Source organism: Antrihabitans spumae, assembly GCF_043944905.1.
GTDB classification, from domain to species: domain Bacteria; phylum Actinomycetota; class Actinomycetes; order Mycobacteriales; family Mycobacteriaceae; genus Antrihabitans; species Antrihabitans spumae.
This window is the reverse complement of the sequence record NZ_JBIMSN010000026.1, coordinates 131,050-153,821: the sequence shown is the minus strand read 5'-3', so window position 1 is coordinate 153,821 and position 22,772 is coordinate 131,050. Positions and strand designations below refer to the sequence as shown.

The window sequence follows — 22,772 nt, the reverse complement described above, 5'->3', positions numbered from 1 at the left end:
GTCCAGGACACGCGCTGTGGACGTGCTACGGCAGGCGATGGGCGTCGACTGGCAAACTTGAGGTGTGAATCCGGCATCAGTGCGTTACGACCCGCCATACGACGACGAGCCCGAGCGGCCCGGCGTCGGTCGTGCGATCGGTCGTTGGATTCGCCGGATCATCGTCGGAACCGTGCTGATCGGCATGGTCGTCGTTCTCGGCACCGCCGTCCGGGTCTGGCAGGTAGCGCGAATCAGCGACGAGACGCATGCCGACGCCATCGTCGTTCTCGGTGCGGCCCAGTACTCGGGCACGCCGTCGTCGGTGTTCGAAGCACGGCTCGAGCAGGCCTTCAAGCTGTACGAACGTGGTGTTGCGCCAACGGTCATCACAGTCGGCGGCAAGCAGGAAGGCGACCTGTTCACCGAGGCCGCGTCGGGCAAGGCGTACCTGGCCGAGCGCGGCGTACCCGAGAACAACATCGTCGCCGTCGAGGAAGGGTCGGACACACTCCGCAGCATCGAGGCCGTTGCCGACACGATGAAGGAGCGCGGGATGTCGTCGGTTGTGCTCGTCAGCGATCCCTGGCACTCGTTGCGGACGCGAACGATGGCACGTGACGACGGTCTCGATGCGACGACCGCACCGACTCGACAGGGGCCGGCGGTGTTCACCCGCGAGTCGCAGGCGCACGGCATCCTGCGGGAGACCGGCGCGTTGCTCTGGTATCAGTTGACGCACTTCTCCGCCGACTTCAAGTACACGGCCGGACAGTGACTCAGAAGTACTCCGCGCACGATCGGGAGCGGCTCGTCGCGGAAGCTCCCAAGTCGGCCGGTGTACCGGACAGCAATTCTGCGCACCGCAGCGATTTTTCGCGCGACCGCGCTCGAGTTCTGCACTCCGCGGCGTTGCGTCGGCTTGCCGACAAGACGCAGGTGATGGGCCCGCGCGAGGGGGACACCCCGCGCACCCGTTTGACCCACTCGCTCGAGGTCGCCCAGATCGGTCGGGGAATTGCCGACGGGCTCGGCTGCGACCCCGATCTCGCCGATCTCGCGGGTCTGGCACACGACATCGGCCATCCGCCGTACGGGCACAACGGCGAGCACGCACTCGACGAGTTCGCAGATGCCTACGGCGGCTTCGAGGGCAACGCGCAAAACTTGCGGATCCTCACTCGGCTCGAACCGAAAGTGCTTGCCGCAGATGGCGACAGTGTCGGCCTCAACCTCACCCGTGCTGCTCTGGATGCGACGACGAAGTATCCGTGGGGGAGACCTGGGTCGGGCGCGAAGTTCGGTGCCTACGACGTCGACCTGGAGCGTCTCGCGTGGGTTCGCGAGGGTGCACCGGAGCGGCGACAATGCCTCGAATCGCAGGTCATGGACTGGGCCGACGATGTCGCCTACTCGGTGCACGATGTCGAGGACGGTGTGATCGCCGGACGAATCGACCTGCGCGCCCTTGCGGATCCGAGCGAGCAGCGAGCGTTGGCCGATCTCGGTGTCCTGCAACACACCTCACTCGTCGCCGACGACTTTGTCCAAGCGGCCCAACGACTCTCGATTATGTCGGTTGTGACGGACGTCTTCGACTACGACGGTGGGATCACCAGTTCCGTTGCGCTGAAACGGTTGACGAGTGAGCTGGTCGGGCGGTTCGCCTCCGCGGCGGTCAGCAGCACGCGTCGCGTCGCCGGCGACCGACCGTTGACCCGCTATGCGGCCGACCTCGTCGTGCCACCCGTCGTCGCTGCTGAGGTTGCCGTCCTGAAGACGGTCGCCCTGCGGTACGTCATGTCCGATCCGGGTCACCAGGTGCGACAAGCGTTGCAGCGCGAGCAGATTCATCAGGTCGCGCACGGGTTGCTCCGCTCCGCCCCCGACGGACTCGATCCGATACTGCTGCCGTCGTGGGAGAACGCTGCCGACGACCACGCTCGAATTCGCGTGATCGTCGACCAGATTGCGTCCTACACCGAAAGCCGACTCGAACGAATCGCCGCCGGTCCGACGGCAGCGTCGACGTCGAGCTTCGGCCAAGCGCCGGCATACTCCGTGGACCCGACCTCTCGACGAGGATAATTCCCCGTCGAGCACAGGCACTAGACTGCTCCAATGGCCGGACGAATCCCAGATCGCGACATTGCGACGATTCGTGAGCGCAACCATATCGAGGACGTCGTCGGCGAATATGTGTCGCTGAAACGGGCCGGTGGGGACTCGATGAAGGGGTTGTGTCCCTTCCACGACGAGAAGTCGCCGTCGTTCCATGTGCGGCCGAACCACGGGCACTATCACTGCTTCGGATGCGGCGAGGGCGGCGACGTCTACTCGTTCCTGCAGAAGATCGAACACATCAGCTTCATCGAGGCCGTCGAGCAACTCGCGGACAAGATCGGCTACACCATCTCCTACGAGGGTGGCGGCACGTCGGTCCAGCGCGATCGGGGGACCCGGTCGCGGTTGGTCGCGGCAAATCTCGCCGCCCAGGAGTTCTATGCGGCCAGGCTGGCGCAGCCCGACGCCGAAGCTGCTCGAAAGTACTTGACGGAGCGCAACTTCGACGCAACAGTCGCGGCGCAATTCGGTTGCGGTTACGCGCCGGACGGTTGGGACACGCTTACGAAGCACTTGCAGAACAAGGGCTTCGAGTTCAAAGAGCTCGAAGCGGCAGGGTTGTCGCGGCAGGGCAAGCGCGGCCCGATCGATCGATTCCACCGCAGGCTCTTGTGGCCGATCCGCAATTTGAGTGGCGACATCATCGGCTTCGGCGCACGCAAACTGTTCGACGACGACACGATGCCCGGCAAGTACATCAACACCCCGGAAACGGTGCTGTACAAGAAGTCTCAGGTGTTGTTCGGGTTGGATCTGGCCAAACGCGACATCGCCAAGGGTCATCAGGCGGTCGTCGTAGAGGGCTACACGGACGTGATGGCGATGCACGTTGCCGGTGTCAAAACCGCCGTCGCAGCGTGCGGTACTGCGTTCGGCGACGAGCATCTGGCCCTGTTGCGCAGATTGCTGATGGACGACAGCTACTTTCGCGGCGAGATCATCTACACCTTCGACGGCGACGCAGCGGGTCAGGCAGCGGCGCTGAAAGCCTTCGAGGGCGATCAGCAGATGGCGGGCAAGACCTACGTCGCTGTTGCGCCCGACGGTCAGGATCCGTGCGAACTGCGGCAGCGGTCGGGGGATGCGGCGGTCCGCGATCTGGTCGCACGGCGGACGCCGATGTTCAAGTTCGCCATCAAGGCAGCACTGTCCGATCACGACCTCGACACCGGTGAAGGTCGCGTCGACGCGCTGCGCCGCACGGTGCCGATGGTTGCGCAGATCAAGGACAAGGCGCTGCGCGACGATTATGCGCGTCAACTCGCCGGCTGGGTCGGCTACGACGACATCCCCGCTGTCATCAAGCGGGTCCGCGAAGAAGCGATGAAGACGCAGCCGAGGGAGTCCACGCAGCCGCGCCGACGCCCCGCCGCGCAAGCGACGGCGCCCGATGCAACGGTCGGCGCCCCGCGGCCGTCGCCCTCGGATCCGATGCTGCGTCCGCAACGCAATGTGCTGAAGGCGGCACTGCAGTACCCAGCGATCGCGGGAACGGTGTTCGATTCGCTGCCCTCCGAATCATTCACGCACGCAGGCTATGTGGCAGTGCGAAAGGCCATCGCGGACGCCGGAGGAGCAAGCTCGGGGCTTGGTGGCGGCGACTGGGTGAGCGCGGTCGCAGACGAGACGCAGGACCTCACGATGCGGTCGCTGGTGATGGAACTCGCCGTAGAGCCCCTTCCTGCCGAAGAGGACACGGTCCCGCGCTACATCACCGGTGTGCTGGCACGACTGCAAGAGGTGTGGGTCGGACGCCAGGTTGCGGAATTGAAGTCGAAGTTGCAACGCATCTCACCGGCAGACGATCCAGACGAGTATCACGCACTGTTCGGTGATCTTGTTGCGCTCGAACAGTATCGGCGCAGTCTGCTCGAACAGGCGATGGGTAACTCGGACGAAGATTTCGCGGCAGGCTGAGCGTCAGCGGTCGTTTGCCGCGCGCCTCAGTTGCTCGTGCGTCACGAAAACCGTCGTCTCCTCGTCGAGGGGTACGAGCGGCTCGAGCTTCGGCTGTGTGTTGAGCGAATCGGACAACTTCTGCCGACCGACGGCGACAACCTTCTTGGTTGCAGGACTCGCCGCGACAGCTCGCGCTGCCTTGCTGATCTGCTCGTAGCGGCCACGACCCGCCTTCGTTCCGAGCACATACCCCGCCGCGACACCGACGACCAGTCCGATCATTCCTGGGATCCTCCCGTTGAAAGCCTCTTCCATCCTGCCTGACGCGAGCAGCACGTGTCGATCCGACCGGCGTGGGGTTGCTTGGCAGTGGGCGTTGGCCAGCGAATTTGGGCCGACCCGAGGCGATACGCTAGAGTCACTCCTCGGCCCAGCCGGTCACGGACGGGTCGCACGAAGTAATCCCCTATAGCTCAATTGGCAGAGCAGCCGACTGTTAATCGGCAGGTTTCTGGTTCGAGTCCAGATGGGGGAGCAATAACGATGATAGACCGCCTACCAGCAGAGATTCAGGTGGTGGGCTGCTTTTTGGGCAGTGACGGGCCGCGCGTCGTAGCGAGAGAACTGGCCTGGCTCACCTGGAAGCGGCACCATTTCGACTGCGGATTGCCGCGTTGATATTGGTGACACCGACTACCTTACCCACGACCTCCCAGTCGTCGTCCGACTCAAGGCGAGGAACGAAACCGCCTACGATCTCGGTGAACTCGGCGTTCGACACCGTATTGGATCGAGTGTTGAGTTCCCATGCGTCACGCAGCAGGACGGCTACGGGCGACAGCCTCAATTCAGGATTTCGGCGACGGCGCGGCTTCAGACGATCCAGAATGTATGCCCGCGCCGGATAGAGCGGTTCAATTGCTTCGATGTCGGCACCTGCTGTGATCTGACTGAGCTTTTGTCGCGCAAAGTCCGCTTCAAGAAAGCACAGCTTCCGAACGACCCTGCTGATGGCCCACATCATCGCGGCCCAGGCGAACCACGACAGCCCATGCAAAACAGAATTTGGTTGGAAACCTGGCCAGCTTATGACCAAATAGATCGCGGCGTTCACACCTAACGTCGCCATTGCGGACATAAACCCGCGCCGGTCAGGGTATTTGCGCCGCGCCGCGTCCCAAGCGATCATGTCTCGAGCTTGTGCCAGCAACTCGTCCTTCACCCGGGATTCAAGGCCGGGGGTCTCGGCGTGGTCGATGAGCATCGATGCCTGCTTGCCGCGTCGGTCGGCTATGCGACTTCGCATAAGGGGTGCAGCAATGGCGAGCGTGGAAGTTGTGACGGCAGCAAAGATAACTGCCATCGACTGAACAGATGTTAAGAGTCCCATAGGCCCTGGAGGGTATTCGCCCCTACCGACAAACTCCGACCAGCGGAACCCGAACGCAATCCCCGCATCTGAGTACTCGGCTCGATGTTCAGGTATCGATTGACGTCACCCGCCGGATCCTGGTAGCGGTAATTGGGTTCGGGCGATCAACCGCCGGACCATGACGCCGTCGTTTTCGCAGATTGTTGGACAGTTTCGCTCGACCACTGTGAAAGGCCCGTCGTTGGACGGTCCTGAATGACGGACGAAGAACCACTGAGTATCCGCAGCTGCGGGTCTATTCGCGCACGGGTGTGTCGGCCGATACGTTCGAACGCAACACACTGCAAACCCGAACAAGGGCATCATTGATGCGGCTCTCGACCAGAAATCAGCTTTCCGGCGTCATCACCGAGGTGTTACTCGGCAGCGTTATGGCGACGGTGAAGGTCAAACTCGACGGCGGCGAGCAGACGGTGACGTCGTCGATCACCAAGGAAGCGGCTGTCGATCTCGGTCTCGACGTCGGGCAGCAGGCAACGGTGTTGATCAAGTCGACCGAGGTCACTATCGGCGTCGAATAGCTCTGCCGCGCGGCGCTACTCGGCCGCGGCGCGGTACCGGTCGATGAGTTCTTCGTAAATCCGCCGATGCCTCTGCCGCAGTCGATGGGATGAATCTCGAGGATTCTCCGGCAATGTCGGCCAAATCGGTCGAGTCTTCACGTTCATCGGTCTGTCCCGGATCCGGTGTTGAGCGGACAGTCTCGGTTCAGTGATTGTCTCGTCATGGTGTGCACGTGGTGTCATGCTTTGGAGCACGGGGTTTCGGGAGCTTCTGCGTCGGGTGGGGATTGATTCGCGTTTGCGGGTGGCGATGTTGCTGTTCGGGTTTGTTTGGCTGGCGGTGGCTGTTGTCGGGGTTGTATTTGTTGGTAACGGTCGGTGGTTGTTGTGGTGGTACTTGGTATTGGTGATTGCGGCGTTGGCGCTCGCACCGTTCGAGCTTCGGCGGTTGTTGCGTGACCCTCGTGGCTGGTTGCCCCTCCTTCGTCCGAACAAAGGGTTCGGGCCGGGGAGAAGTAGCCGAAACCCTGATCAGCCATGATCAGCGCGGAAACGCCGGCTTGAGGTCGAGCAGTTCTTCGTAAAATCCACCGATTCCTCTGTCGCGGTCGACGAGGTGGATCTCGAGAATCCAGTGGCACTGTCGGCCCGATCGGTCGAGGCGGCGCATCGGCTGATCGCTGCCCGGCGCGATGTAGGACCCGATCTCTTCGCCTGCGATCTTCTCGTGTGGAAACTCCCCGACGAGATGTCCGGAGTGCGATCCACCGAACTCCCAGCCTGCCGCGGTCGCTAGGGCGGTGGTGTGGGCGTACAACTCCTCTCCGGTCACGTCGGGGTGAGCTTCGAAGAATGCCCTGCCCGCATCGAAGATCACCGGGAGGTCGTCGCGCAGTCGTAGCTTCGTCGGGTCGTCACCGAGCACGTAGGTCCGTCCGAAGTCGGCTTCCCAACCTTCGAACAGTGGCCCGAAGTCGCAGAACGCGATGTCGTCAGCAGCGATTTCGCGATCGGGCGGATTCTGCCGGTAGGGCTGCAGTGTGTTGATGCCACTGCGCACGATCCGTTTGTGCCAAAACTTTGCGACGCCGAACATTTCGGCTGCAAGGTCGCGGATCTCGTCGCTCACCTGCTTCTCTCGAACGCCGGCCCGGATCAGCCCTCGTTCATTGATCGCATCGAACAATTCGATGGCCTTGGACTGTGCGTCGAGCAGTTTCGCGACGCGGACCAGCTCGTCCTCGATGATGTCGGCCATGTCCCGAATCTAGCAACGGCCAGCATTTGCCGCCGACCGGTCAGGAACCGTAAACAGGCGTCCCCGCGGGGACGTGCCTCGCGGATTCAAGGTGCCGCTGACATCGTTGGACGGCGTCAAGGTGCCCCTCACGCCGCAGATTGGCGACGCTCGATCCTGGGTAGCTTGGACCTATGACGCAAACAGCAGTGACGACCGTCGACGCAGGCAAACGCGCCGTTTCCCGGCGAGCGCTTGTGCACGCGCCAGTAGCGGAGGTCTTCGCGCTGGTCGCCGACCCGCACCGCCACCACGAGCTCGATGGCTCCGGCACCGTGCGGGACACCCCGGTGAACGGTCCGCACAAGCTGAGCAAGGATGCGAAATTCACCGTCGGGATGAAGCAGTACGGCGTCCCGTACAAGATCACCTCGACCGTCACCGGATACGAAGAGAACAAGCTCATCGAGTGGAAGCACCCTTTGGGCCACTACTGGCGCTGGGAGTTCGCCGAAACCCAGCCCGGCGTCACCCAGGTGACCGAGACGTTCGACTACACGCCGCACAAAGCGCCGTTTATGTTGGAGCTGTTCGGCTTTCCAAAGAAGAATGGAGAGGGCATCACGTCGACGCTGCAGGAACTAGTTGCTCGTTTCGGCTAGTCTTCGCGCGCACCAGCGGGTAACACGCCAGCCCCAACAGCGCGGCGCTGAAATGCCCGACCTCGGTGAAAGTGATGTGACCTATCAGCGGGCGGATCACGACGACGAGGACGCCTGCCAGATATAGGTATCGCCACGGCGACGGGATCCGATACGTCAGGACCGCAGCGATTCCCGCGAGCGCGTAACTGACGCCGACGTCGAGTGTGTTCACGCGATCCGCAGGTGCGTGCCCGTTCTCGATCGCCCAGTAGAGCACCCCTTCGCTGATGTACGTCGCTCCCACATGCGCGATCACGACGACACCGAACCAGCGCACCGTTCCCAGCCAGCGTTCGGCGGGCACGTGGAAGATGTTGTACAGCAGGAAGTATTCGATCCAGCTGCCGCCGTCGAGCCAGAACGAGCTCGAGATCAGCACGCGCACAGGGTCTTCGGACAGATGGTGCAGATTGGTCGACCGATTGCCGAGCACTCGGTCGAGGACATGCGGCGAGAGTTCGGCGGCGACGTGCGCGGTGTAGAGCAGGACGGCGAGCCAGATGAACGTCGCCGGGGCGCTGCGCACATACGCCCAGACCTCGCGGAGGACGCGCCACCAGAGTGGGCGCGAGGCGACCTGACCGACCATCGCAAAACCTCGATTCGATTGCCCAGATTCGGCCCACGTATTCAGCGCTACCAGCATTACACTGCTAAGCGCCGCGACGCCCGATGCGAAATGCCGAGGTCCCATATGTCTCATCCGAATCGCTTTGCTCCAGCGCGCGTGCGTGCCTTCGTCGGGTTGGTGGCCGTTGCATTTGCGGTTGCGGCGTGTGGATCCGACAGCGCCGACGACGCTGCAGCGACCAGTACGGCGGCGGCTGCGACGTCGGCGAAGTCCAAGGTCGTCTTCGATCAAGCGTTCCAGGACAAGTTCGACAAGATCTTGAACGACCAGTTCGCCGCATCCGGGTTGCCGGGAGTGGTGGTGTCGATGACGATCGGCGACCAAAAATGGGTGAAGTCGCTAGGCGTCGGTAACCTCGAGAAGAAGACGCCGATCCTTCCCGACGACAACTTCCGGATCGCCAGTATCACCAAGACCTTCACCGCCACAGCGATTTTGCAACTCGTCGACGAGAAGAAGCTCTCCTTGGACGACACGCTGGAGCCATTCGTCGCAGGCATCCCGAACGGCGACAAGATCACGATCCGCAACTTGCTCGGTATGCAGTCCGGCATCTACGACTTCACTGCCGACGACGCATTCGAGAAGGAGTTCGGCGAGAATCCCACGCTCGCGTGGACCCCGCAGCAGGCGGTCGACATCATGAAGCAGCGTCCGGCCGACTTCGAGCCGGGAACCAAAACGGTCTACTGCGACAGCAACTACATCCTGCTCGGCCTGATCCTGGAGAAGGTCACCGGCAAGACAGCGGCCGAGGTCATCAACGAACAGGTCGTCGCCAAGCTGCCAGGGCTGGCCAATACCAACTTCCCGACCGGCGTCACAGTTACGGACCCACATCCGACGGCGTACACACCCGATCCCGCCGACCCAAGCAAGCCGCAATTGATCGTCGACGACGTCAACCCGCAGGTGGGTTGGACGGCCGGTGCGATGACCTCGACTCTGGACGATCTCGAAGCCTGGGGACGTGAGCTCACGGACGAGACCCTGCTGTCACCGGAATTGAAGCGGGAACGCTTGCAGAGCAACAGGATCGACGGTGCACCGATCAATCTCGGCTACGGCCTCGGTGTGATGACCATCAACGACCTCGTCGGGCACAACGGCGCGATCCTCGGTTATTCGTCGATCGTGCTACGCCTACCCAATGAGGACGCGACGTTCGTTGCGCTTGGCAACTCGTCGACCAACTCCAGCACAGCGACCACCGAGATCGTGCTCTCGCTCATCCAGGCGCTGTACCCGGATCAGATCAAGTAGGCGTTCAGGACGCTCGCTTCTGGAATGCGACGATCTCGTCGGGGCGTCCGGTCCGGATCTTGTCGACCCAGGCTGGATCGGCCAGCAACGCGCGGCCGAGTGCGACAACATCGAATTCGCCACGCTCGAACTGCTCGCGCAGGATTTCCAGGCGTCGCCAACTCGACTCGGCGATCGGAGAGTCCTCGGACTGGAACACCGAGTCCACCCCTACCGACCCGACCGTGATCACCGGACGCCCGGTCACCTTCTTGGTCCAGCCTGCGAGTCCTGTTGGGTCCGAAGCTGATCCGCTGTCGAAGCCGGGAACCCAGTGGCGTCGCGTCGAGGAGTGGAAGACGTCGACCCCGGCGGTGACGAGGGGAGTGAGCAGAGCCTCGAGTTCGGTTGGGCTCTCGGCGACCTGCGCGTCGTAATTGCCCGCCTTCCACTGCGAGTAGCGGTAGACGATGGCGAAGTCGGGACCAACCGCGTCACGTACAGCGGCTACGACTTCGGCTGGCAGCGTCGCTCGTTCGCCGATGGTGCCGCCGAAGCGATCGCTGCGCTTGTTGGTCCGTTCCCAGAAGAATTCGTCGAGCAGATAGCCGTGCGCGCCGTGCAGTTCGACGCCGTCGAAGCCGAGTTCCTGTGCCAGCTTTGCAGATTCGGCGAAGCCGGCAATGACGCGATCGATGTCGTCGATCGTCAGTTCGGCACCGAGTTCTTTGCCGAACAGGTCGATCGCGGACGGGCTCACGGTTGGTACGTGTGCGTCGAAGTCGGGCGTCTCGCCGCGAGCAACGCCGGTGTGCCAGAGCTGCGGGATGATCGAGGTGCCTTCGGCATGGACGGCGTCGACTATCGCCGACCAGCCTGCCGCGCTCTGCTCACCGTAGAAGCGCGGCACGTCGGTGCGCGGACCTGCGGCGGGGGCATTGATGTAGGTGCCTTCGGTGATGATCAGACCCACACCACCTGCAGCGCGCGATCGATAGTGCTCGACGTTCTCCGCGTTCGGAATGCCGCCGGGGGACTTGGCTCGTGTCATCGGTGCCATCGCGAATCGGTTCCGCACGCGCAGCGAGGACGCTGTGAACGGTGTGAAGAGTGGATCGAGACTCGGGGCGACCGATGACATGCGGCAACTCGCTTTCTGGTTGATCGCGTTGTTTTGCGCGGTAGTTCGCGCAACCAGCCGGCGCGCCACGATGTTCCCGTTGCCTGGATGTGCTTCCGCGTTCGCGCAGGAAGACCTAATCTGGTGTGAGCTGAGTCACAACAATTGGAGGCTGGCTATGCGCATATCCGACGTGTTGCGAAGCAAGGGCGCGGCGGTGGCGACGGTGGAACCAGGAACGTCTGTCAGCGACCTTTTACGTCGCATGGCCGACCGGAATGTCGGCGCGATGGTGGTCGTCGGTCCGGACGGAATGGTGGGGATCGTGTCCGAGCGTGACGTCGTCCGCAAGCTGAATCAGCACGGACCGAACCTGCTCGGCATGCCGGTGTCCGCGATCATGACGACGACGGTCGCCAGCTGCGGACCCGAGGATTCGGTCGACCACCTGTCCGCCCTGATGACGGAACGACGAATTCGCCACGTGCCGGTGCTTGTCGACGGTGCACTTGTCGGCATCGTCAGCATCGGCGACGTGGTGAAGATCCGCATGGAGGAACTGGAACTGAATCGAGAACAGTTGCAGGCCTACATCTCTCAGGGCTGACCGGCGCCTTACGCGTTGTCGTACGCGTCCTGTAGGCCCTGCACCTCGATCTTGCGCATCGTCTGCATTGCGGCTGCGACCGCACCTGCTTTCGCCGGGTTCGGGTCCGACATCAACTGCTGTAGCGCGGTGGGAATGATCTGCCACGACAGGCCGTAGCGATCCTTGAGCCACCCGCACGGTCCGTCTTCGCCGCCGTCGGTGAGGGCGGTCCACAGTCGGTCGACCTCGTCCTGACCTTCGACGCTGACGAAGATCGACGCCGCTTCGCTGAACTTGTGCGCGGGTCCGCCGTTGAGGCCGGTGAACTGCTGTCCGTCGAGTTCGAAGGTCACCAGGAAGGCGTTGCCGTCGGGTCCGCGAGCGACGTCGTTGACCTTGGAATTCGGAACGAGAGTTGTATAGAACTCTGCGGCTTCCTCTGCGCTGTTTTCGAACCAGAGGAACGTTGAAACTGTCGACATTGTGAGCTCCGTTCACGTGGTGTGTTGTTCGTTCGGCAATGGGTCGGAGTTGGCTGTCGATTCTCGACATCGCAATCGAGTGCATTGTTGTACATGCCGAAACGGGTGTCTCGACCTGCAAAGCTATGCGCTGGACGACGCGGCAGGGCGAGTACGGTTACCGCTGATGAGCCGATCGTGGGTGGTGTGGACGACGGGCGTCGTCGCGTACGTTGCGGCGGTCCTGCAGCGGACGACCTTCGGTGTATCCGGGCTCGACGCCGCCGAACGATTCGACGTGACGCCGACCGTCCTGTCGGGGTTCGTCGTCCTGCAGATCATCGTCTACGCAGGCATGCAGATTCCGGCCGGTGTGCTGCTGGACCGCGTCGGTGCCCGGACGATGATCGCCGTCGGAGCTGCGACGATGGCTGCCGGTCAGTTTTTGCTGGCGTTCACGGAGTTGCTGCCTCTTGCGTTCGTCGCTCGGGTCCTCGTCGGCGCCGGTGACGCGTTCACCTTCATCTCCGTGCTTCGACTTGTGCCGCAATGGTTCGCGCCGCGTCGCGTGCCGGTGGTGTCGCAGTTGACGGGCATTCTCGGCCAGCTCGGTCAGGTGCTGTCGGCTGTGCCGTTCGTCGCGATACTCGGCGCGACGGGGTGGCAGACGGCCTACGGCGTCGTTGCGACGACCGGACTTCTCGTCTGTGTGCTCGGCCTGGCCGTGATCCGAAATACGCCGCCGGGGACGACGCTGACGACGAATCCGATGGGCGTCCGCGAGGTCGGGCGCCAACTGCGCCTGGTCTGGATGCGGCCAGGCACTCGGCTCGGATTCTTCACCCACATGGGTACGCAGTTCTCCATCACGACGTTCGCGTTGATGTGGGGTGTGCCGTATCTGGTTTCCGCGCAGGGGCTTTCGAGGCAAGCAGCTGGTGCGATGTTGACAGTGTCCGTCGCATCCGCCGTCGCTGCCGGCCCGATCCTCGGCGTCCTGACCGGTCGCTATCCGATGCGACGGTCCTGGCTGGTGCTCGCGATCATCATCAGCAACGTCGTCGTGTGGACCGTCGTCCTGGCACGGTCGGAACCGTCACCGTTGTGGCTTTTATGTCTGCTTGTCATCGTCATCTCGGTCGGCGGTCCGGGCTCGATGATCGGCTTCGACTACGCGCGGACGTCGAATCCCGGCAGCAGCCTGGGAACTGCGCAGGGCATGGTCAACATCGGCGGCTTCCTTGCAACGTTGATCGTCATCGAGGTCATGGGCGTGATCCTCGATCGCCGGGGCGGCTACAGCTTCGATTCGTTCCGCGTCGCCTGGCTGTCGCTGTATCCCGTGTGGGCCCTCGCGATCGTCGGCGTGCTGATCACGCGCAACAAAGCGCGCAAGAAGCTCGCCGACGAGGAGGGTGTGCACGTGAAGCCGCTCCGCGAAGTTGTGGAGCGAATTCGCCGTTAGGTTCGCGGGTCGGGCTGAACGTCGGCTCGGTAGCGTACGTCCCAGAGCCACACGTCGTCGACCTGGCGACCCGGATCGCCGAGTATCTGCGTCACGGTTGCTTTGAGCGCTTCCTGGTTCTTCTCCTCGGGCAGTACGAGAATCTCGGCGTGCCAGAAGCGCAGGTCGGCGATGGCAGCAGCACGGGTCTTGTCGTCGATGATCGGCACTCGGCCGGTCTTCTGCACCTGTGAAAGCAAACGCGCTGTCGGGCGCTCGACGGGGCCGTAGATGCCGGTCTTGTCATCGGTTCCCGGTCCGAGGAAGTACCCGCCGGGTACGGCGAACCCGAAGTCGCTTTCGGACTGCCAGCGCAGGGCAGCGGCGTCCTGTGCCTTCGGAAGCGGAACGGTGACGATCGAGCCGTGGCCCGCATAGTTCTGCCAGGTGCCGTCGGTGAAGAATTCGGGTGTGGCCGGGCGCTCGACGACAGGTAGCGGGGTCGGGGTGAGGGGGAGCAGTGCCACTGCCAAGCCGACCAACCACGGCACCGACGACGCACGTCGACGCAGTGCTCGCTCGGTTCCGAGGGCCAGCAGAATTCCGATGAGGGGGAGTGCAGCCATCGCGAATCGCGTCTCGAGCAACGACTCGAACAGCGGCAACTTGCCGATCAGGTGCCACGGCATCGGGATCCCGGTGCCGACCCACCCGACGGTGATCTCCGGACCCATCGACAGGATCAGGACACCCGCCATCGTGATCGACGCGGAGCGTGCGATGCGGTTTCGCCACAGCCAGATCGACGCGAAACCGACGAATGCGAGTAGCGGCCAGCCGAAGTAGGCGTTCTCTTCGGTCGGGTTGATCGCGACGTCTTGCCCGTGCGGCCAGAGGATGCCGCCGATCGACTGCGACGGGAACTGGAACAGGGACAACGAGTCGTTGCCGGTCTTGTCGTGGCTGAGCAGGTGATAGCTCTGGGGTCCGAAGAACTGCCACCACAGCGGGATTGCTGTGATTGCAACTGCGATCGCGACGGCGAGGCCGAAAGCTTTGCGGGCGTTGCGTACCGCGGGCATGAACTCGTCGCGGCGCTGAAAGTAGTAGACAACAGCGAAGATTCCGAAGGCGATCGCGAAGATGAGAAGAGGTTCTTCGCCGAGCCCGATCTGCAGTGTCACCATCAGACCGAGCACGATGCCGTCACGAATCCATTTGCCGCTGTGCGTGAGCCGAATCATCTGCAGTACGAGCAAGGGGAGGACGAAGAGGCACACGAAGTTGGGGTGCGCGTTGGCGTGGGAGATCATCGACGGCGCGAAACCGCAGAAGAGGCCGCCGATCGCCGCCGCGGTGCGTGACTCGACGAGGTGACGCGAGAACACCCAGTACCACGCGAGAGCGGTGCCGAAGAGGCCGGCCGTCAACGCCAACACGTAGGTGACGGTGGGGCCGAACATAAGCGTCACGGGTGCCAGCGGGATGCTGACGCCGAACATCGCCGTGTTCGCCATCAAGTTCACGCCGAGTGGAAAGTTCTGCAGGTCCGTGCCCAGGGGGCTCTCGAAGTTCGACAGCGAATGCGCGGCGACGGCGAAGAACCACTCCCACATCGTCTGGTCCTGGCCACTCTTCGAGAGATAGCCGTTGCCGAGATTGCGCCACTGGTGATTGAGAACGAAGACTGCCAACCCGAGAAAGGCGAGTGCTACAGCGGAGTCGGTGCGAGACCAATTGTCGCGGAGCCTCTCGACCCACCGACGCTTCGTGCCACCAGGTGTTGATCCGGATCGTCGCTCCAGAATCGGTTCGGCGGTCGTGGTCAACACTGGCATCAAAAGGCATCCATCTCTGTCGAGGTTGGTCGTCGGGCAAGTGGCCCAGAGTACCTACTCGAACTGAGGAATGTCTGTGACCTGCGACGCAGTGCATCGCACAGCAAACTCCGACCATCTGTTGGGAAAAGAGATTCCCAAAATGTGGTTTTGCCAAACCGTGAGTCGACGTCAGACAGTTGGCTTCAGCGCCACAACCGCGATCGGGCGGCTCGTTTTCTTCTGATACTCGGCGTACTGACCGCGGTTGATCTTGTTCATTCTCGCCCACATCCGGTCGTAGCCGTCGTCGCCGGGCAGGACCGAGCGTGCGACGACGTTGTGCCTGGTCCGGCCGACCTGAGCGACGACGTTGGGGTCGGCATTGAGGTTGTGCCACCACGCAGGTGGGCGAGGCGATCCACCCTTCGACGCGACGACGAGGAACTCGTCACCGTCTTTGCCATAGGTGAGTGCCGAGGTCCGCGGTTCGCCCGACTTGCGACCCACGGTGTGCAGCAGCAGTGTCGGCATGCCGAACAGCAGCCGATGACCGAGGAAGCCGCCACTGCGTTCGTAGATCTCCTGATGAACCTTGAGCATGGTCACGAACAGATCGGGCATGACTACCTTCCATCGGCGGACATCGGCGTTCGATCAACCCTATGACGACTGCAGTTGTCTCACCTGGTTCGTGGTCGAGGTCCGTTGGTCGGTACCATCGCAACGCCCGCTCACGCGGGTTTGGGGCGGTAGCTCAGTCGGTTAGAGCCGTGGACTCATAATCCATTGGTCGCGGGTTCGAGCCCCGCCCGCCCCACGGCGACCACCAGGCTGTGCTGCACGGGCTGCTTCACACATGGTCTGGGTGCGGAACTGCAACGACCTGCAGTCCAGTGATCTCGTCGAAGTCTTTGGGGTTGCACGTGTACAACGGCAAGCCCTGGGCGATTGCGGTGGCGGCGATGAGGGCGTCGTAGGCGCGGGCCGCTGGTTTGCGTCCGGCCGCTCGCAAGCTGGCGGCCACCGCCCCGAACGCTCGGGCGGCGGGTGCATCGAAGGGTAGCGGACGAAAGTCGGATTCAGCTTGTTGCAGATGTGCTTGGCGCGCAACTCGATCCTGCTCGGTTGCCGCGACCAGCGGGCCGACCGACAGCTCGGCAAGGGTGATCGCGCTGATCACAGGCTCTTCGGGCAGCGTCGAGGCATCGGTGATGCGGCCGAGCAGGATCACCGTGGAGGTGTCGAGCAGACCTCGTCCGTCCTCGCTCATAGCGACGCGTCCACAGCGGCGTCCAGATCTGCCTTGAGCTGTTCAGGGTTGACCGCCGGGAGGTGGCGTCGTCGCCGAATCAACTCGGCCGGACCGGGTCCACGTGCTGGAATCGGGCGCAGTTCGGCCACGGGAGTGCCTGATCGCACCACGGTGATCGACTCGCCAGCGCTTACGCGGTCGAGTACCTCGCCGCCGTGGTTGCGTAGCTCCCGCACGTTGACTTCGCTCATGCCAAAACTGTATCACGCGTGATACAGGAGGGTCCATTGGTCGCGGGTTCCAGCCCCGCCCGCCCCACTTTTCGGGCTACGACCGCACTCTTCGGCGTAGGCAACGTTGCACGATTGGCGAGTTTCCGACAGTGTCGAGGAATGAGCGACAACACAAAGGTCATCGTCGAACGCACCATCACCGCGCCCGTCGACGCGATTTTCGACGTCCTCTCCAATCCCGAGCAGCACCAGGCGCTTGATGGCTCTGGGTTTATCCGCGGCGTGGACCATGCCGATCGGATTCAGCACGTCGGCGAGGTGTTCACGATGAACATGCAGGGCGATCACATGGGCGGCGAGTACAAAACCGACAACCATGTTTCCGGATATGCGAAAGACAAGTTGCTGGCGTGGAAGACGGCGCCGGCGGGCACCGAGCCTCCCGGGTGGGAGTGGCTGTGGGAGTTGGAGTCTCAGGGACCGAACGAAACGTTGGTTCGCCACACCTACGACTGGTCGAAGGTCACCGATAAGAATCTGCTCGACAAGGTGAAGTTCCCGCTCGTCACTGAGGATCAGTTGACCGACACACTCGGTCGGCTTGCCGCTGCTACTGCATAGAAGTCATAGCTCCGGCTAACGCGATCGCCGCAACCTCTCTAGTCGAGAGTGTTGCGGCGATCGCGTGAATCGAGCTGACGGAAAGCCTGCGACTTAGCGGCCGACGATTGCGCGGACTCGTTCGTCGCGTAGGTAGAGCGCGGTCCACAGCAGAATGCCGAGGTACACCGGGAACAGCACGTGGCTGAAGATCGGATTCTCGTTGATCAGGTGCACGGACACGACACTGCTGAGGTAGCCGGTCACGAAGATCGCGCCGATCACAGCTGTCGGCCGGAAGAGCAGCAGGGCGAGGAAGGCCAGCATCGCGATGCCGGAGATCGGTCCCAAGTGGGCCGGAACGCCGAGTTCCAGGAATCCTTTACGCGAGGTCTCGCCGTTGAGCAGGTGTGCGATCGCATCGACGGTCAGGAAGGCGACTACGACGCCGCCGATGATCGTGCCTGCGCGGCGGGCTTTGCGAGAGATGCCGTTGGTGGCGGGAGCGGTTGCAGTCTGGGTGAGTGTCATGTCATGTCCTTTGTTTGGTTCGGCTGGTTGGACATGACTATGCGGTTAGCGGTTTACGGTTTGTTGACGGTCAATTCTCGGGTTCGAGCCGGAATCCCATGCCACGCATGACGGTGGACTGTCGTCGAACGCGCCCACGCTCGGACGCCGCGGCAGAGTGCTTGCCACCCCGTGGTTGCGCGCTCATGCCAATAATACGCCATTGACAACTGGCACAGTTGGTGGTGGGCTTCGAGTATCTCGGCGACAAGAACACGGAGGCCTGCAATGGCGCTGGATCTCGAAGACACACTCGCGAAAGTCAAAGAAAGGCAATGGGCACTCGCTGATATCGACTGGGACGCGCCCGGCGCGGAAACCATCAGCGAGGAGTTCAAGCCGAAGCTGAAAGCTTTTATGGCCGATCTGGCGTGGATCGAGAATGTCGGTGCGCGCGGTTTCGCGGCCTTGGCGAGGAAGGCCCCCAACGACACGTTGCGGGAGATCTACCGCTACTTCCATGCGGAAGAGCAGCGGCACGCCAATGCCGAACTCGCGCTGATGAAGCGGTGGGGGATGCTCGACGAGGGCGAGATGCCGGAGCCCAACGTCAACATCCGCATGGCGATGGATTGGCTCGATCGGTACGGAGACGACATGTCGATGAGTGCGCTCGGGACGGTGATCCCGATGCTCGAGGTCGCACTCGATGGCGCGTTGCTGAAGTTCTTGCTCGAAGAGGTGCACGACCCGGTGTGCGATCAGGTGTTCGCGAAGATCAACAACGACGAATCACGCCACATCGCAGTCGGTTTCGAAGTTCTCGATATGCTCGGCCACGGTTCGATGCGACGGTTGCTGATCGAGTTCGTCGGCGCGGTCGCGTCACCGAGCCTTATCGTCGGCGCTGCGGTCTACATCCCGTTGCTCAATCGGACCCGCAACGAAGTCGCGGAGATGGGCTTTCATCCCGAGCGGTTGTACTCGGCGATGGAGCGGTTCAAGAAGCTAGGCGACCGCAGTAAGTTCGCCCCGCGCATACCGCTGTATCAGGTGGTCAAATGGCATGCCGGCATGGTGGTCAACGTCAAACATCCTTACCACCTGCTGGCCAACTCGATGGTCTGGGCGAGTGATCGGATCCCGCGTCGCGCGTTCCCCGCTATCCCGTCCTGGTTCAGCGAAATCACGTACGAGCCGGTCAGTGTCGGCACTGCAGATCAGGAGGCTGTCGCATGACCGAAAAGGCAACGGACACAACCGCCGACAGTCACACCTGCACGACGCTGATCATCGGCGCCGGGTTCAGCGGCCTCGGCACCGCATTCAAACTCAAGGAAGCCGGCATCGACGACATCGTCCTGCTGGAGCGGTCCAGTCGTCTGGGCGGGACATGGCGAGACAACACCTATCCCGGTGCGGCCGTGGATATTCCGTCGATGCTCTATTCCTTCTCGTTTGCGCCGAACCCGCGGTGGTCGCGGACGTTCGCTCCTGGGCCTGAGATTCGCCGCCACATCGAGGGTCTTGCCGATCGCTTCGACGTCAAGCGCTTGATTCGCTTCAACGAAGAGGTCGTCGCACTCGAATTCCTCGAGGCCGACGGAATCTGGATCGTGACGACACGTGCAGGCGAAAAACTGCGCGCCAGAACGGTTGTCAGCGCAGGTGGACCGCTGTCGGACTCGAGCTTCCCGAAGATCAAGGGAATCGACGACTTTCAGGGCCACAAGATCCTCAGCTCCAAGTGGGATCACGACTACGACATGGCGGGGAAGCACGTCGCGGTCATCGGCACCGGCGCCAGCGCGGTACAGATCGTCCCGGAGTTGGTGAAGACCGCCAAGTCGGTCAAGGTGTTCCAACGAACGCCTGGCTGGATCCTGCCGCGACCTGATTTCCCGGTGCCCGACGCGCTGCAAAAGCTCTACGAAGTGGTCCCGGCCACCCAGCGGCTGTCGCGGACGGCCCTGTTCTACGGCCACGAAACGCTCGCAACCGGACTGGTCTGGAATTCGCCGATCACGACATTGATCCAGAAGGTCGCTATGGCCAATCTGCGTACGCAGGTGAAGGATCCGTGGCTACGTCGCCAACTCACACCCGACTTTCGGGCCGGATGCAAACGGCTGATCGCCTCCAGCGACTTCTATCCCGCACTCCAAGCCGAGAACTGCAAACTCATCACCTGGCCGATCGCGCGCATGTCCGAAAATGGGATCCGCACAGCCGAAGGCATAGAGCATCAGTTCGACTGCATCGTCTTCGCCACCGGCTACGACGTCCATCTCGACGGTCCACCGTTCGCGGTCACCGGCCGCGGTGGTCGGACCTTGAAAGAGAAATGGCACGGTCACGCGTCGGCGTATAAAAGCGCTCACACCAACGGATTTCCGAATCTGTTCTTCACCAACGGACCGAACTCGGGACCAGGGCACAATTCGCTGCTGGTCTACCTCGAAGGACAGATCGACTACGCGGTCCGGGGCATTCGAACGATCGTCGACCAGGATCTGCGCTACCTCGACGTCCGCGAAGATGTCGAGCGGAAGTACAACGCGCAGATCCAGAAGCGACTGAAGCACACGACGTGGATGACCGGTTGTCGCAGTTGGTATCTCACCGCCGATGGCTACAACGCCTCGATGTACCCCGGATTCGCGACCCAGTACCTTTCGCAAATGCGCTCGTTCAAAGCCAAGGACTACCTCATGGTCCAGCGCAGCGCCCAACCCGCACGGCCGCAGGTAGCGCACGCGCGCTGAACAGGCCCGTTGTAGCACTTGTGCTACCATTGGCTATGGAGACTGTGGGGCTGCGTGAATTGCGGCAGGAGGCATCCGAACTGGTTCGGCGTGTCGAGGCGGGTGAGGAAATCACCATCACTGTGGCCGGCCGACCGGCCGCGCGGCTTGTGACTGCGACTTCTCGGACCTGGCGGCAGTGGGACGCGCTGGCTGAATTGTTCAGTGGTCCTGCTGATCCTGCGTGGGACGCTGATCGCGCGAACCTCGACCACGGTGTCCGCGACCCGTGGGCATCGGAGTGAGGTCGATCCTCGATACAAGTGTCGTCATCGCAACAGACGTTGCGCCGCTGCCGGGGGAGTTGGCCATCAGTGCGGTGACGCTCGCCGAATTGCATTTCGGCGTGCTTGTCGCGAAGGAGCTCAGCGTCCGTTCCGAGCGACTTCGACGACTGTTGTTGGTGCAGCGCACTTTCGACGCGATTCCGCTCGATGCCGCGGTCGCAGCGAGCTACGGCCAGATTGCGGCCGCTGTCGTCAACGCCGGGCGGCAGCCGCGTGCGCGGGCGATGGATTTGCTGATCGCCGCTACCGCGCATGCGCACTCCGCACAGCTGTACACACGCAACGCTGATGATTTCGTGGGTCTCGATGACTTGATCGACGTTGTCGCGGTGTGATGACGCGAGAATGGAAGACATGGTCCCCACTTCGGCAATTGGACGACTCTCCACGGCGATGATCTGCGGAACAGTGATCGGCGTCGGCGTCGGTTGGTTGGCAACCGGGCTGGTCGGTGTTCTCGCCGGGATCGCATCGACTGCAGCACTGTTCGCTGTAGCCGACTGCGCAGCACTTGGTCGCACTGCGCAACCGCTGCGACTGGTTGCGGGGCGTGCGCAGTGCCAACGGGATGCGCGAAGTTCCAGCCCGAGTCCGGATCGTGAAGAGTTACACCCCCTGCAAGGGGCGCAACTCTTCACGATCAATCTTCGCGGCGGAGGGTGTCGTTGATGCGGCGGGCTTCTGCGAGCTGGTCTTCGAGGATGATGATGCGGCAGGCGGAGTCGAGTGCGGTGCCGGCATCGATGAGTTCGCGTGCGCGAGCTGCCAAGCGCAACTGGTAGCGGGAGTAGCGGCGATGACCGCCTTCGGATCGTCCCGGAGTCAGCAGTCGAGCAGCGTCGAGGCTGCGTAGGAATGCTTGTGTGACACCGAGAATTTCAGCGGCGTGGCCCATGCTGTAGGCGGGGTAGTCCTCGTCGCCGAGTCTGTCGTCGAGATCGTGATCAGGGCTGTTCGATGGAACTTGGCTGGGAATGTGTCCAGCACCTTTCTGCTTCGATTTCGATGTCCGGCCCGAAAAAGACGGGGGCCCCGGCGCGAGTTGCGGCGCCGGGGCCCTGGTGGACATCTGACCTACTTACTTACATCACCCGGGGCGCGATACCCGGGCGTTGGAACGGATGTGCCGAGACCTACTTACTGGTGTTGCGACTTACGTGTACTGCACTTGCTGGTACTGCGACTTGCTGGTGTTGCGACTAACTCGTACTTCGTCCTACTAGTACTGCTGGTCTCGGCACACCCAGCTTTTGCGGTGATGCTTCGTACTCTTGCTCTTCGTGCGACACCTAAGTTACATCAGCATCGTCGTAAAGTCTAGAGCAATGACTGTAGATTTTCTCAGCCCGCTGGTGGAACGCTCTTCGACCAGCTCGACGCCGGTGGGGGAGCTCGGGATCAGTGCCGAAGCTAACTGGAGCAATGAAGGAGAGTCTTTAGTCGTACCGATCTGGCATAGGATCTTCACCAACGCCATCGGCGTTCAGAACTAGGACAGGGGCACAGGTGCGCTACGTATTTCTGTCGCAACAGTGGTTCGACGCTGTCGAGGCACTACGAGCCGAAGCGCCCGGGCTGCTGTCTGCTGCGTCCGAGCATCGGATCAATGTCGTCGTTCGCGATGCGCCGGACGGAGATGTCGGCATGCACGTCGTGGGAGGTCGATTCGATCGTGGTCTCGCGGATGACGTTTCGACGACGGTATCGATGCCGTTCAGCGTCGCCAAAAGTCTGATCGTCGAAGGCGACCCGAACTCTGCCTTGCAGTCGTTTATGAAGGGGGACATAACCATCGACGGGAGTGTCCTCGATCTGCTTGCCATTCAACAGACAGTCGGTGGCGGCTCGGACGACCAGCTTGCGTTCATTGAGAGTGTGCGGTCTCTCACCGCATAGTCGAC

At 62.4% G+C, this 22,772-nt stretch carries 28 protein-coding genes and 2 tRNA genes; 18 read left to right on the top strand and 12 right to left on the bottom strand.

Translation table 11 applies throughout. The features are described from left to right. The first annotated feature begins 64 nt into the window (after nucleotides 1-64). The 3 genes from ACHIRB_RS07180 to dnaG are packed head-to-tail and all read left to right on the top strand — an operon-like array spanning nucleotide 65 to nucleotide 4,020. Nucleotides 65-757: a YdcF family protein gene (locus tag ACHIRB_RS07180; RefSeq protein ID WP_465254667.1), complete on the top strand. Its 693-nt coding sequence runs from the start codon at nucleotides 65-67 to the stop codon at nucleotides 755-757. After that, entirely contained in the window at nucleotides 754-2,067 is a 1,314-nt protein-coding gene (locus tag ACHIRB_RS07175; protein ID WP_395118406.1) for a deoxyguanosinetriphosphate triphosphohydrolase, read from the top strand. Before ACHIRB_RS07180 ends, ACHIRB_RS07175 begins: the two co-directional genes overlap by 4 nt. 33 nt (nucleotides 2,068-2,100) lie before the next feature. Then, nucleotides 2,101-4,020 carry a DNA primase gene (dnaG, locus tag ACHIRB_RS07170; protein WP_395118404.1) on the top strand — a complete coding sequence of 640 codons (1,920 nt, stop codon included), beginning with the start codon at nucleotides 2,101-2,103 and terminating at the stop codon, nucleotides 4,018-4,020. Nucleotides 4,021-4,023: 3 nt separating this feature from the next. Here the strand turns inward: dnaG and ACHIRB_RS07165 are convergent, their stop codons facing one another. After that, nucleotides 4,024-4,284: a hypothetical protein gene (locus tag ACHIRB_RS07165; protein ID WP_395118402.1), complete on the bottom strand. Its 261-nt coding sequence runs from the start codon at nucleotides 4,282-4,284 to the stop codon at nucleotides 4,024-4,026. 180 nt (nucleotides 4,285-4,464) lie between these two features. Here ACHIRB_RS07165 and ACHIRB_RS07160 point away from each other — a divergent pair. Next, nucleotides 4,465-4,537, top strand: a tRNA-Asn gene (locus ACHIRB_RS07160). A 99-nt stretch (nucleotides 4,538-4,636) separates the two neighbouring features. Here ACHIRB_RS07160 and ACHIRB_RS07155 read toward each other — a convergent pair. Further along, nucleotides 4,637-5,365 carry a hypothetical protein gene (locus tag ACHIRB_RS07155; RefSeq protein WP_395127650.1) on the bottom strand — a complete coding sequence of 243 codons (729 nt, stop codon included), beginning with the start codon at nucleotides 5,363-5,365 and terminating at the stop codon, nucleotides 4,637-4,639. Nucleotides 5,366-5,742: 377 nt separating this feature from the next. Here ACHIRB_RS07155 and ACHIRB_RS07150 point away from each other — a divergent pair, with 377 nt between their 5' ends. After that, nucleotides 5,743-5,955 (top strand): TOBE domain-containing protein, encoded by a 213-nt coding sequence (locus tag ACHIRB_RS07150; RefSeq protein WP_395123669.1) that lies wholly within the window; start codon nucleotides 5,743-5,745, stop codon nucleotides 5,953-5,955. A 523-nt stretch (nucleotides 5,956-6,478) separates the two neighbouring features. On the opposite strand, the gene ACHIRB_RS07145 is transcribed toward ACHIRB_RS07150, so the two are convergent. Beyond that, the gene (locus tag ACHIRB_RS07145; protein ID WP_395123670.1) at nucleotides 6,479-7,195 is read right to left on the bottom strand and encodes a M24 family metallopeptidase; all 717 of its coding nucleotides are present in this window, start codon (nucleotides 7,193-7,195) and stop codon (nucleotides 6,479-6,481) included. A 173-nt stretch (nucleotides 7,196-7,368) separates the two neighbouring features. Between ACHIRB_RS07145 and ACHIRB_RS07140 the strand changes: the two genes are divergently transcribed. Beyond that, on the top strand, nucleotides 7,369-7,836 hold the full coding sequence (locus ACHIRB_RS07140; protein WP_395123671.1) for an SRPBCC family protein: 468 nt from the start codon (nucleotides 7,369-7,371) through the stop codon (nucleotides 7,834-7,836). On the opposite strand, the gene ACHIRB_RS07135 is transcribed toward ACHIRB_RS07140, so the two are convergent. Further along, nucleotides 7,796-8,467, bottom strand: a complete 672-nt coding sequence (locus tag ACHIRB_RS07135) for a rhomboid-like protein (protein WP_395123672.1) — start codon at nucleotides 8,465-8,467, stop codon at nucleotides 7,796-7,798. The genes ACHIRB_RS07140 and ACHIRB_RS07135 overlap by 41 nt on opposite strands. Before the next feature lie 105 nt (nucleotides 8,468-8,572). Between ACHIRB_RS07135 and ACHIRB_RS07130 the strand changes: the two genes are divergently transcribed. After that, nucleotides 8,573-9,772 carry a serine hydrolase domain-containing protein gene (locus ACHIRB_RS07130; RefSeq protein WP_395123673.1) on the top strand — a complete coding sequence of 400 codons (1,200 nt, stop codon included), beginning with the start codon at nucleotides 8,573-8,575 and terminating at the stop codon, nucleotides 9,770-9,772. 4 nt (nucleotides 9,773-9,776) lie between these two features. Here the strand turns inward: ACHIRB_RS07130 and ACHIRB_RS07125 are convergent, their stop codons facing one another. Continuing rightward, nucleotides 9,777-10,892: an NADH:flavin oxidoreductase gene (locus tag ACHIRB_RS07125; protein WP_395123674.1), complete on the bottom strand. Its 1,116-nt coding sequence runs from the start codon at nucleotides 10,890-10,892 to the stop codon at nucleotides 9,777-9,779. A gap of 157 nt (nucleotides 10,893-11,049) precedes the next feature. Here ACHIRB_RS07125 and ACHIRB_RS07120 point away from each other — a divergent pair, with 157 nt between their 5' ends. Then, the gene (locus tag ACHIRB_RS07120) at nucleotides 11,050-11,478 is read left to right on the top strand and encodes a CBS domain-containing protein (RefSeq protein WP_199707310.1); all 429 of its coding nucleotides are present in this window, start codon (nucleotides 11,050-11,052) and stop codon (nucleotides 11,476-11,478) included. Between the two features lie 8 nt (nucleotides 11,479-11,486). Here the strand turns inward: ACHIRB_RS07120 and ACHIRB_RS07115 are convergent, their stop codons facing one another. After that, nucleotides 11,487-11,942, bottom strand: coding sequence for a VOC family protein (locus tag ACHIRB_RS07115; RefSeq protein WP_395123675.1), 456 nt, complete (start codon nucleotides 11,940-11,942; stop codon nucleotides 11,487-11,489). Between the two features lie 166 nt (nucleotides 11,943-12,108). Here ACHIRB_RS07115 and ACHIRB_RS07110 point away from each other — a divergent pair, with 166 nt between their 5' ends. Next, nucleotides 12,109-13,386 carry an MFS transporter gene (locus ACHIRB_RS07110; RefSeq protein ID WP_395113619.1) on the top strand — a complete coding sequence of 426 codons (1,278 nt, stop codon included), beginning with the start codon at nucleotides 12,109-12,111 and terminating at the stop codon, nucleotides 13,384-13,386. Here the strand turns inward: ACHIRB_RS07110 and ACHIRB_RS07105 are convergent. Both ACHIRB_RS07105 and ACHIRB_RS07100 read right to left on the bottom strand, forming a co-directional pair. Then, the gene (locus tag ACHIRB_RS07105) at nucleotides 13,383-15,203 is read right to left on the bottom strand and encodes a glycosyltransferase family protein (protein ID WP_395123676.1); all 1,821 of its coding nucleotides are present in this window, start codon (nucleotides 15,201-15,203) and stop codon (nucleotides 13,383-13,385) included. The genes ACHIRB_RS07110 and ACHIRB_RS07105 overlap by 4 nt on opposite strands. 171 nt (nucleotides 15,204-15,374) lie before the next feature. Beyond that, entirely contained in the window at nucleotides 15,375-15,806 is a 432-nt protein-coding gene (locus tag ACHIRB_RS07100) for a nitroreductase family deazaflavin-dependent oxidoreductase (RefSeq protein WP_395123677.1), read from the bottom strand. 122 nt (nucleotides 15,807-15,928) lie between these two features. Here ACHIRB_RS07100 and ACHIRB_RS07095 point away from each other — a divergent pair. Next, a tRNA-Ile gene (locus ACHIRB_RS07095) sits at nucleotides 15,929-16,002 on the top strand. A gap of 33 nt (nucleotides 16,003-16,035) precedes the next feature. On the opposite strand, the gene ACHIRB_RS07090 is transcribed toward ACHIRB_RS07095, so the two are convergent. Then, complete coding sequence (locus ACHIRB_RS07090) at nucleotides 16,036-16,455, bottom strand: type II toxin-antitoxin system VapC family toxin (protein WP_395113624.1); 420 nt, start codon at nucleotides 16,453-16,455, stop codon at nucleotides 16,036-16,038. After that, complete coding sequence (locus ACHIRB_RS07085; protein ID WP_395113626.1) at nucleotides 16,452-16,688, bottom strand: type II toxin-antitoxin system Phd/YefM family antitoxin; 237 nt, start codon at nucleotides 16,686-16,688, stop codon at nucleotides 16,452-16,454. The genes ACHIRB_RS07090 and ACHIRB_RS07085 overlap by 4 nt, the downstream gene beginning before the upstream one ends. A gap of 141 nt (nucleotides 16,689-16,829) precedes the next feature. On the opposite strand from ACHIRB_RS07085, the gene ACHIRB_RS07080 reads away from it, so the two are divergent. Beyond that, the gene (locus ACHIRB_RS07080) at nucleotides 16,830-17,291 is read left to right on the top strand and encodes an SRPBCC family protein (protein ID WP_395113627.1); all 462 of its coding nucleotides are present in this window, start codon (nucleotides 16,830-16,832) and stop codon (nucleotides 17,289-17,291) included. 93 nt (nucleotides 17,292-17,384) lie between these two features. Here the strand turns inward: ACHIRB_RS07080 and ACHIRB_RS07075 are convergent, their stop codons facing one another. Beyond that, complete coding sequence (locus ACHIRB_RS07075) at nucleotides 17,385-17,801, bottom strand: DoxX family protein (protein WP_395113629.1); 417 nt, start codon at nucleotides 17,799-17,801, stop codon at nucleotides 17,385-17,387. A 267-nt stretch (nucleotides 17,802-18,068) separates the two neighbouring features. Between ACHIRB_RS07075 and ACHIRB_RS07070 the strand changes: the two genes are divergently transcribed. Genes ACHIRB_RS07070 through ACHIRB_RS07050 form a run of 5 tightly spaced genes read left to right on the top strand, consistent with a single transcriptional unit; the run spans nucleotide 18,069 to nucleotide 21,540 of the window. Beyond that, complete coding sequence (locus ACHIRB_RS07070; RefSeq protein ID WP_395113630.1) at nucleotides 18,069-19,019, top strand: ferritin-like domain-containing protein; 951 nt, start codon at nucleotides 18,069-18,071, stop codon at nucleotides 19,017-19,019. Then, a complete protein-coding gene (locus tag ACHIRB_RS07065; RefSeq protein ID WP_395113632.1) occupies nucleotides 19,016-20,545 on the top strand; it encodes a flavin-containing monooxygenase in 1,530 nt (509 codons plus the stop codon). The genes ACHIRB_RS07070 and ACHIRB_RS07065 overlap by 4 nt, the downstream gene beginning before the upstream one ends. Before the next feature lie 35 nt (nucleotides 20,546-20,580). Then, nucleotides 20,581-20,829 carry a type II toxin-antitoxin system Phd/YefM family antitoxin gene (locus ACHIRB_RS07060; protein WP_395113634.1) on the top strand — a complete coding sequence of 83 codons (249 nt, stop codon included), beginning with the start codon at nucleotides 20,581-20,583 and terminating at the stop codon, nucleotides 20,827-20,829. Continuing rightward, on the top strand, nucleotides 20,814-21,206 hold the full coding sequence (locus tag ACHIRB_RS07055; protein WP_395113636.1) for a type II toxin-antitoxin system VapC family toxin: 393 nt from the start codon (nucleotides 20,814-20,816) through the stop codon (nucleotides 21,204-21,206). The genes ACHIRB_RS07060 and ACHIRB_RS07055 overlap by 16 nt, the downstream gene beginning before the upstream one ends. Before the next feature lie 19 nt (nucleotides 21,207-21,225). Then, nucleotides 21,226-21,540, top strand: coding sequence for a hypothetical protein (locus ACHIRB_RS07050; protein ID WP_395113637.1), 315 nt, complete (start codon nucleotides 21,226-21,228; stop codon nucleotides 21,538-21,540). Here ACHIRB_RS07050 and ACHIRB_RS07045 read toward each other — a convergent pair. Next, nucleotides 21,512-21,766 carry a MerR family transcriptional regulator gene (locus ACHIRB_RS07045; protein WP_395113847.1) on the bottom strand — a complete coding sequence of 85 codons (255 nt, stop codon included), beginning with the start codon at nucleotides 21,764-21,766 and terminating at the stop codon, nucleotides 21,512-21,514. The two genes, ACHIRB_RS07050 and ACHIRB_RS07045, sit on opposite strands and share 29 nt — an antisense overlap. Nucleotides 21,767-22,196: 430 nt before the next feature. On the opposite strand from ACHIRB_RS07045, the gene ACHIRB_RS07040 reads away from it, so the two are divergent. Beyond that, entirely contained in the window at nucleotides 22,197-22,364 is a 168-nt protein-coding gene (locus ACHIRB_RS07040) for a hypothetical protein (RefSeq protein ID WP_395113638.1), read from the top strand. Between the two features lie 13 nt (nucleotides 22,365-22,377). Continuing rightward, nucleotides 22,378-22,767, top strand: coding sequence for a hypothetical protein (locus ACHIRB_RS07035; RefSeq protein ID WP_395113640.1), 390 nt, complete (start codon nucleotides 22,378-22,380; stop codon nucleotides 22,765-22,767). The last annotated feature ends 5 nt before the right edge of the window (nucleotides 22,768-22,772 follow it).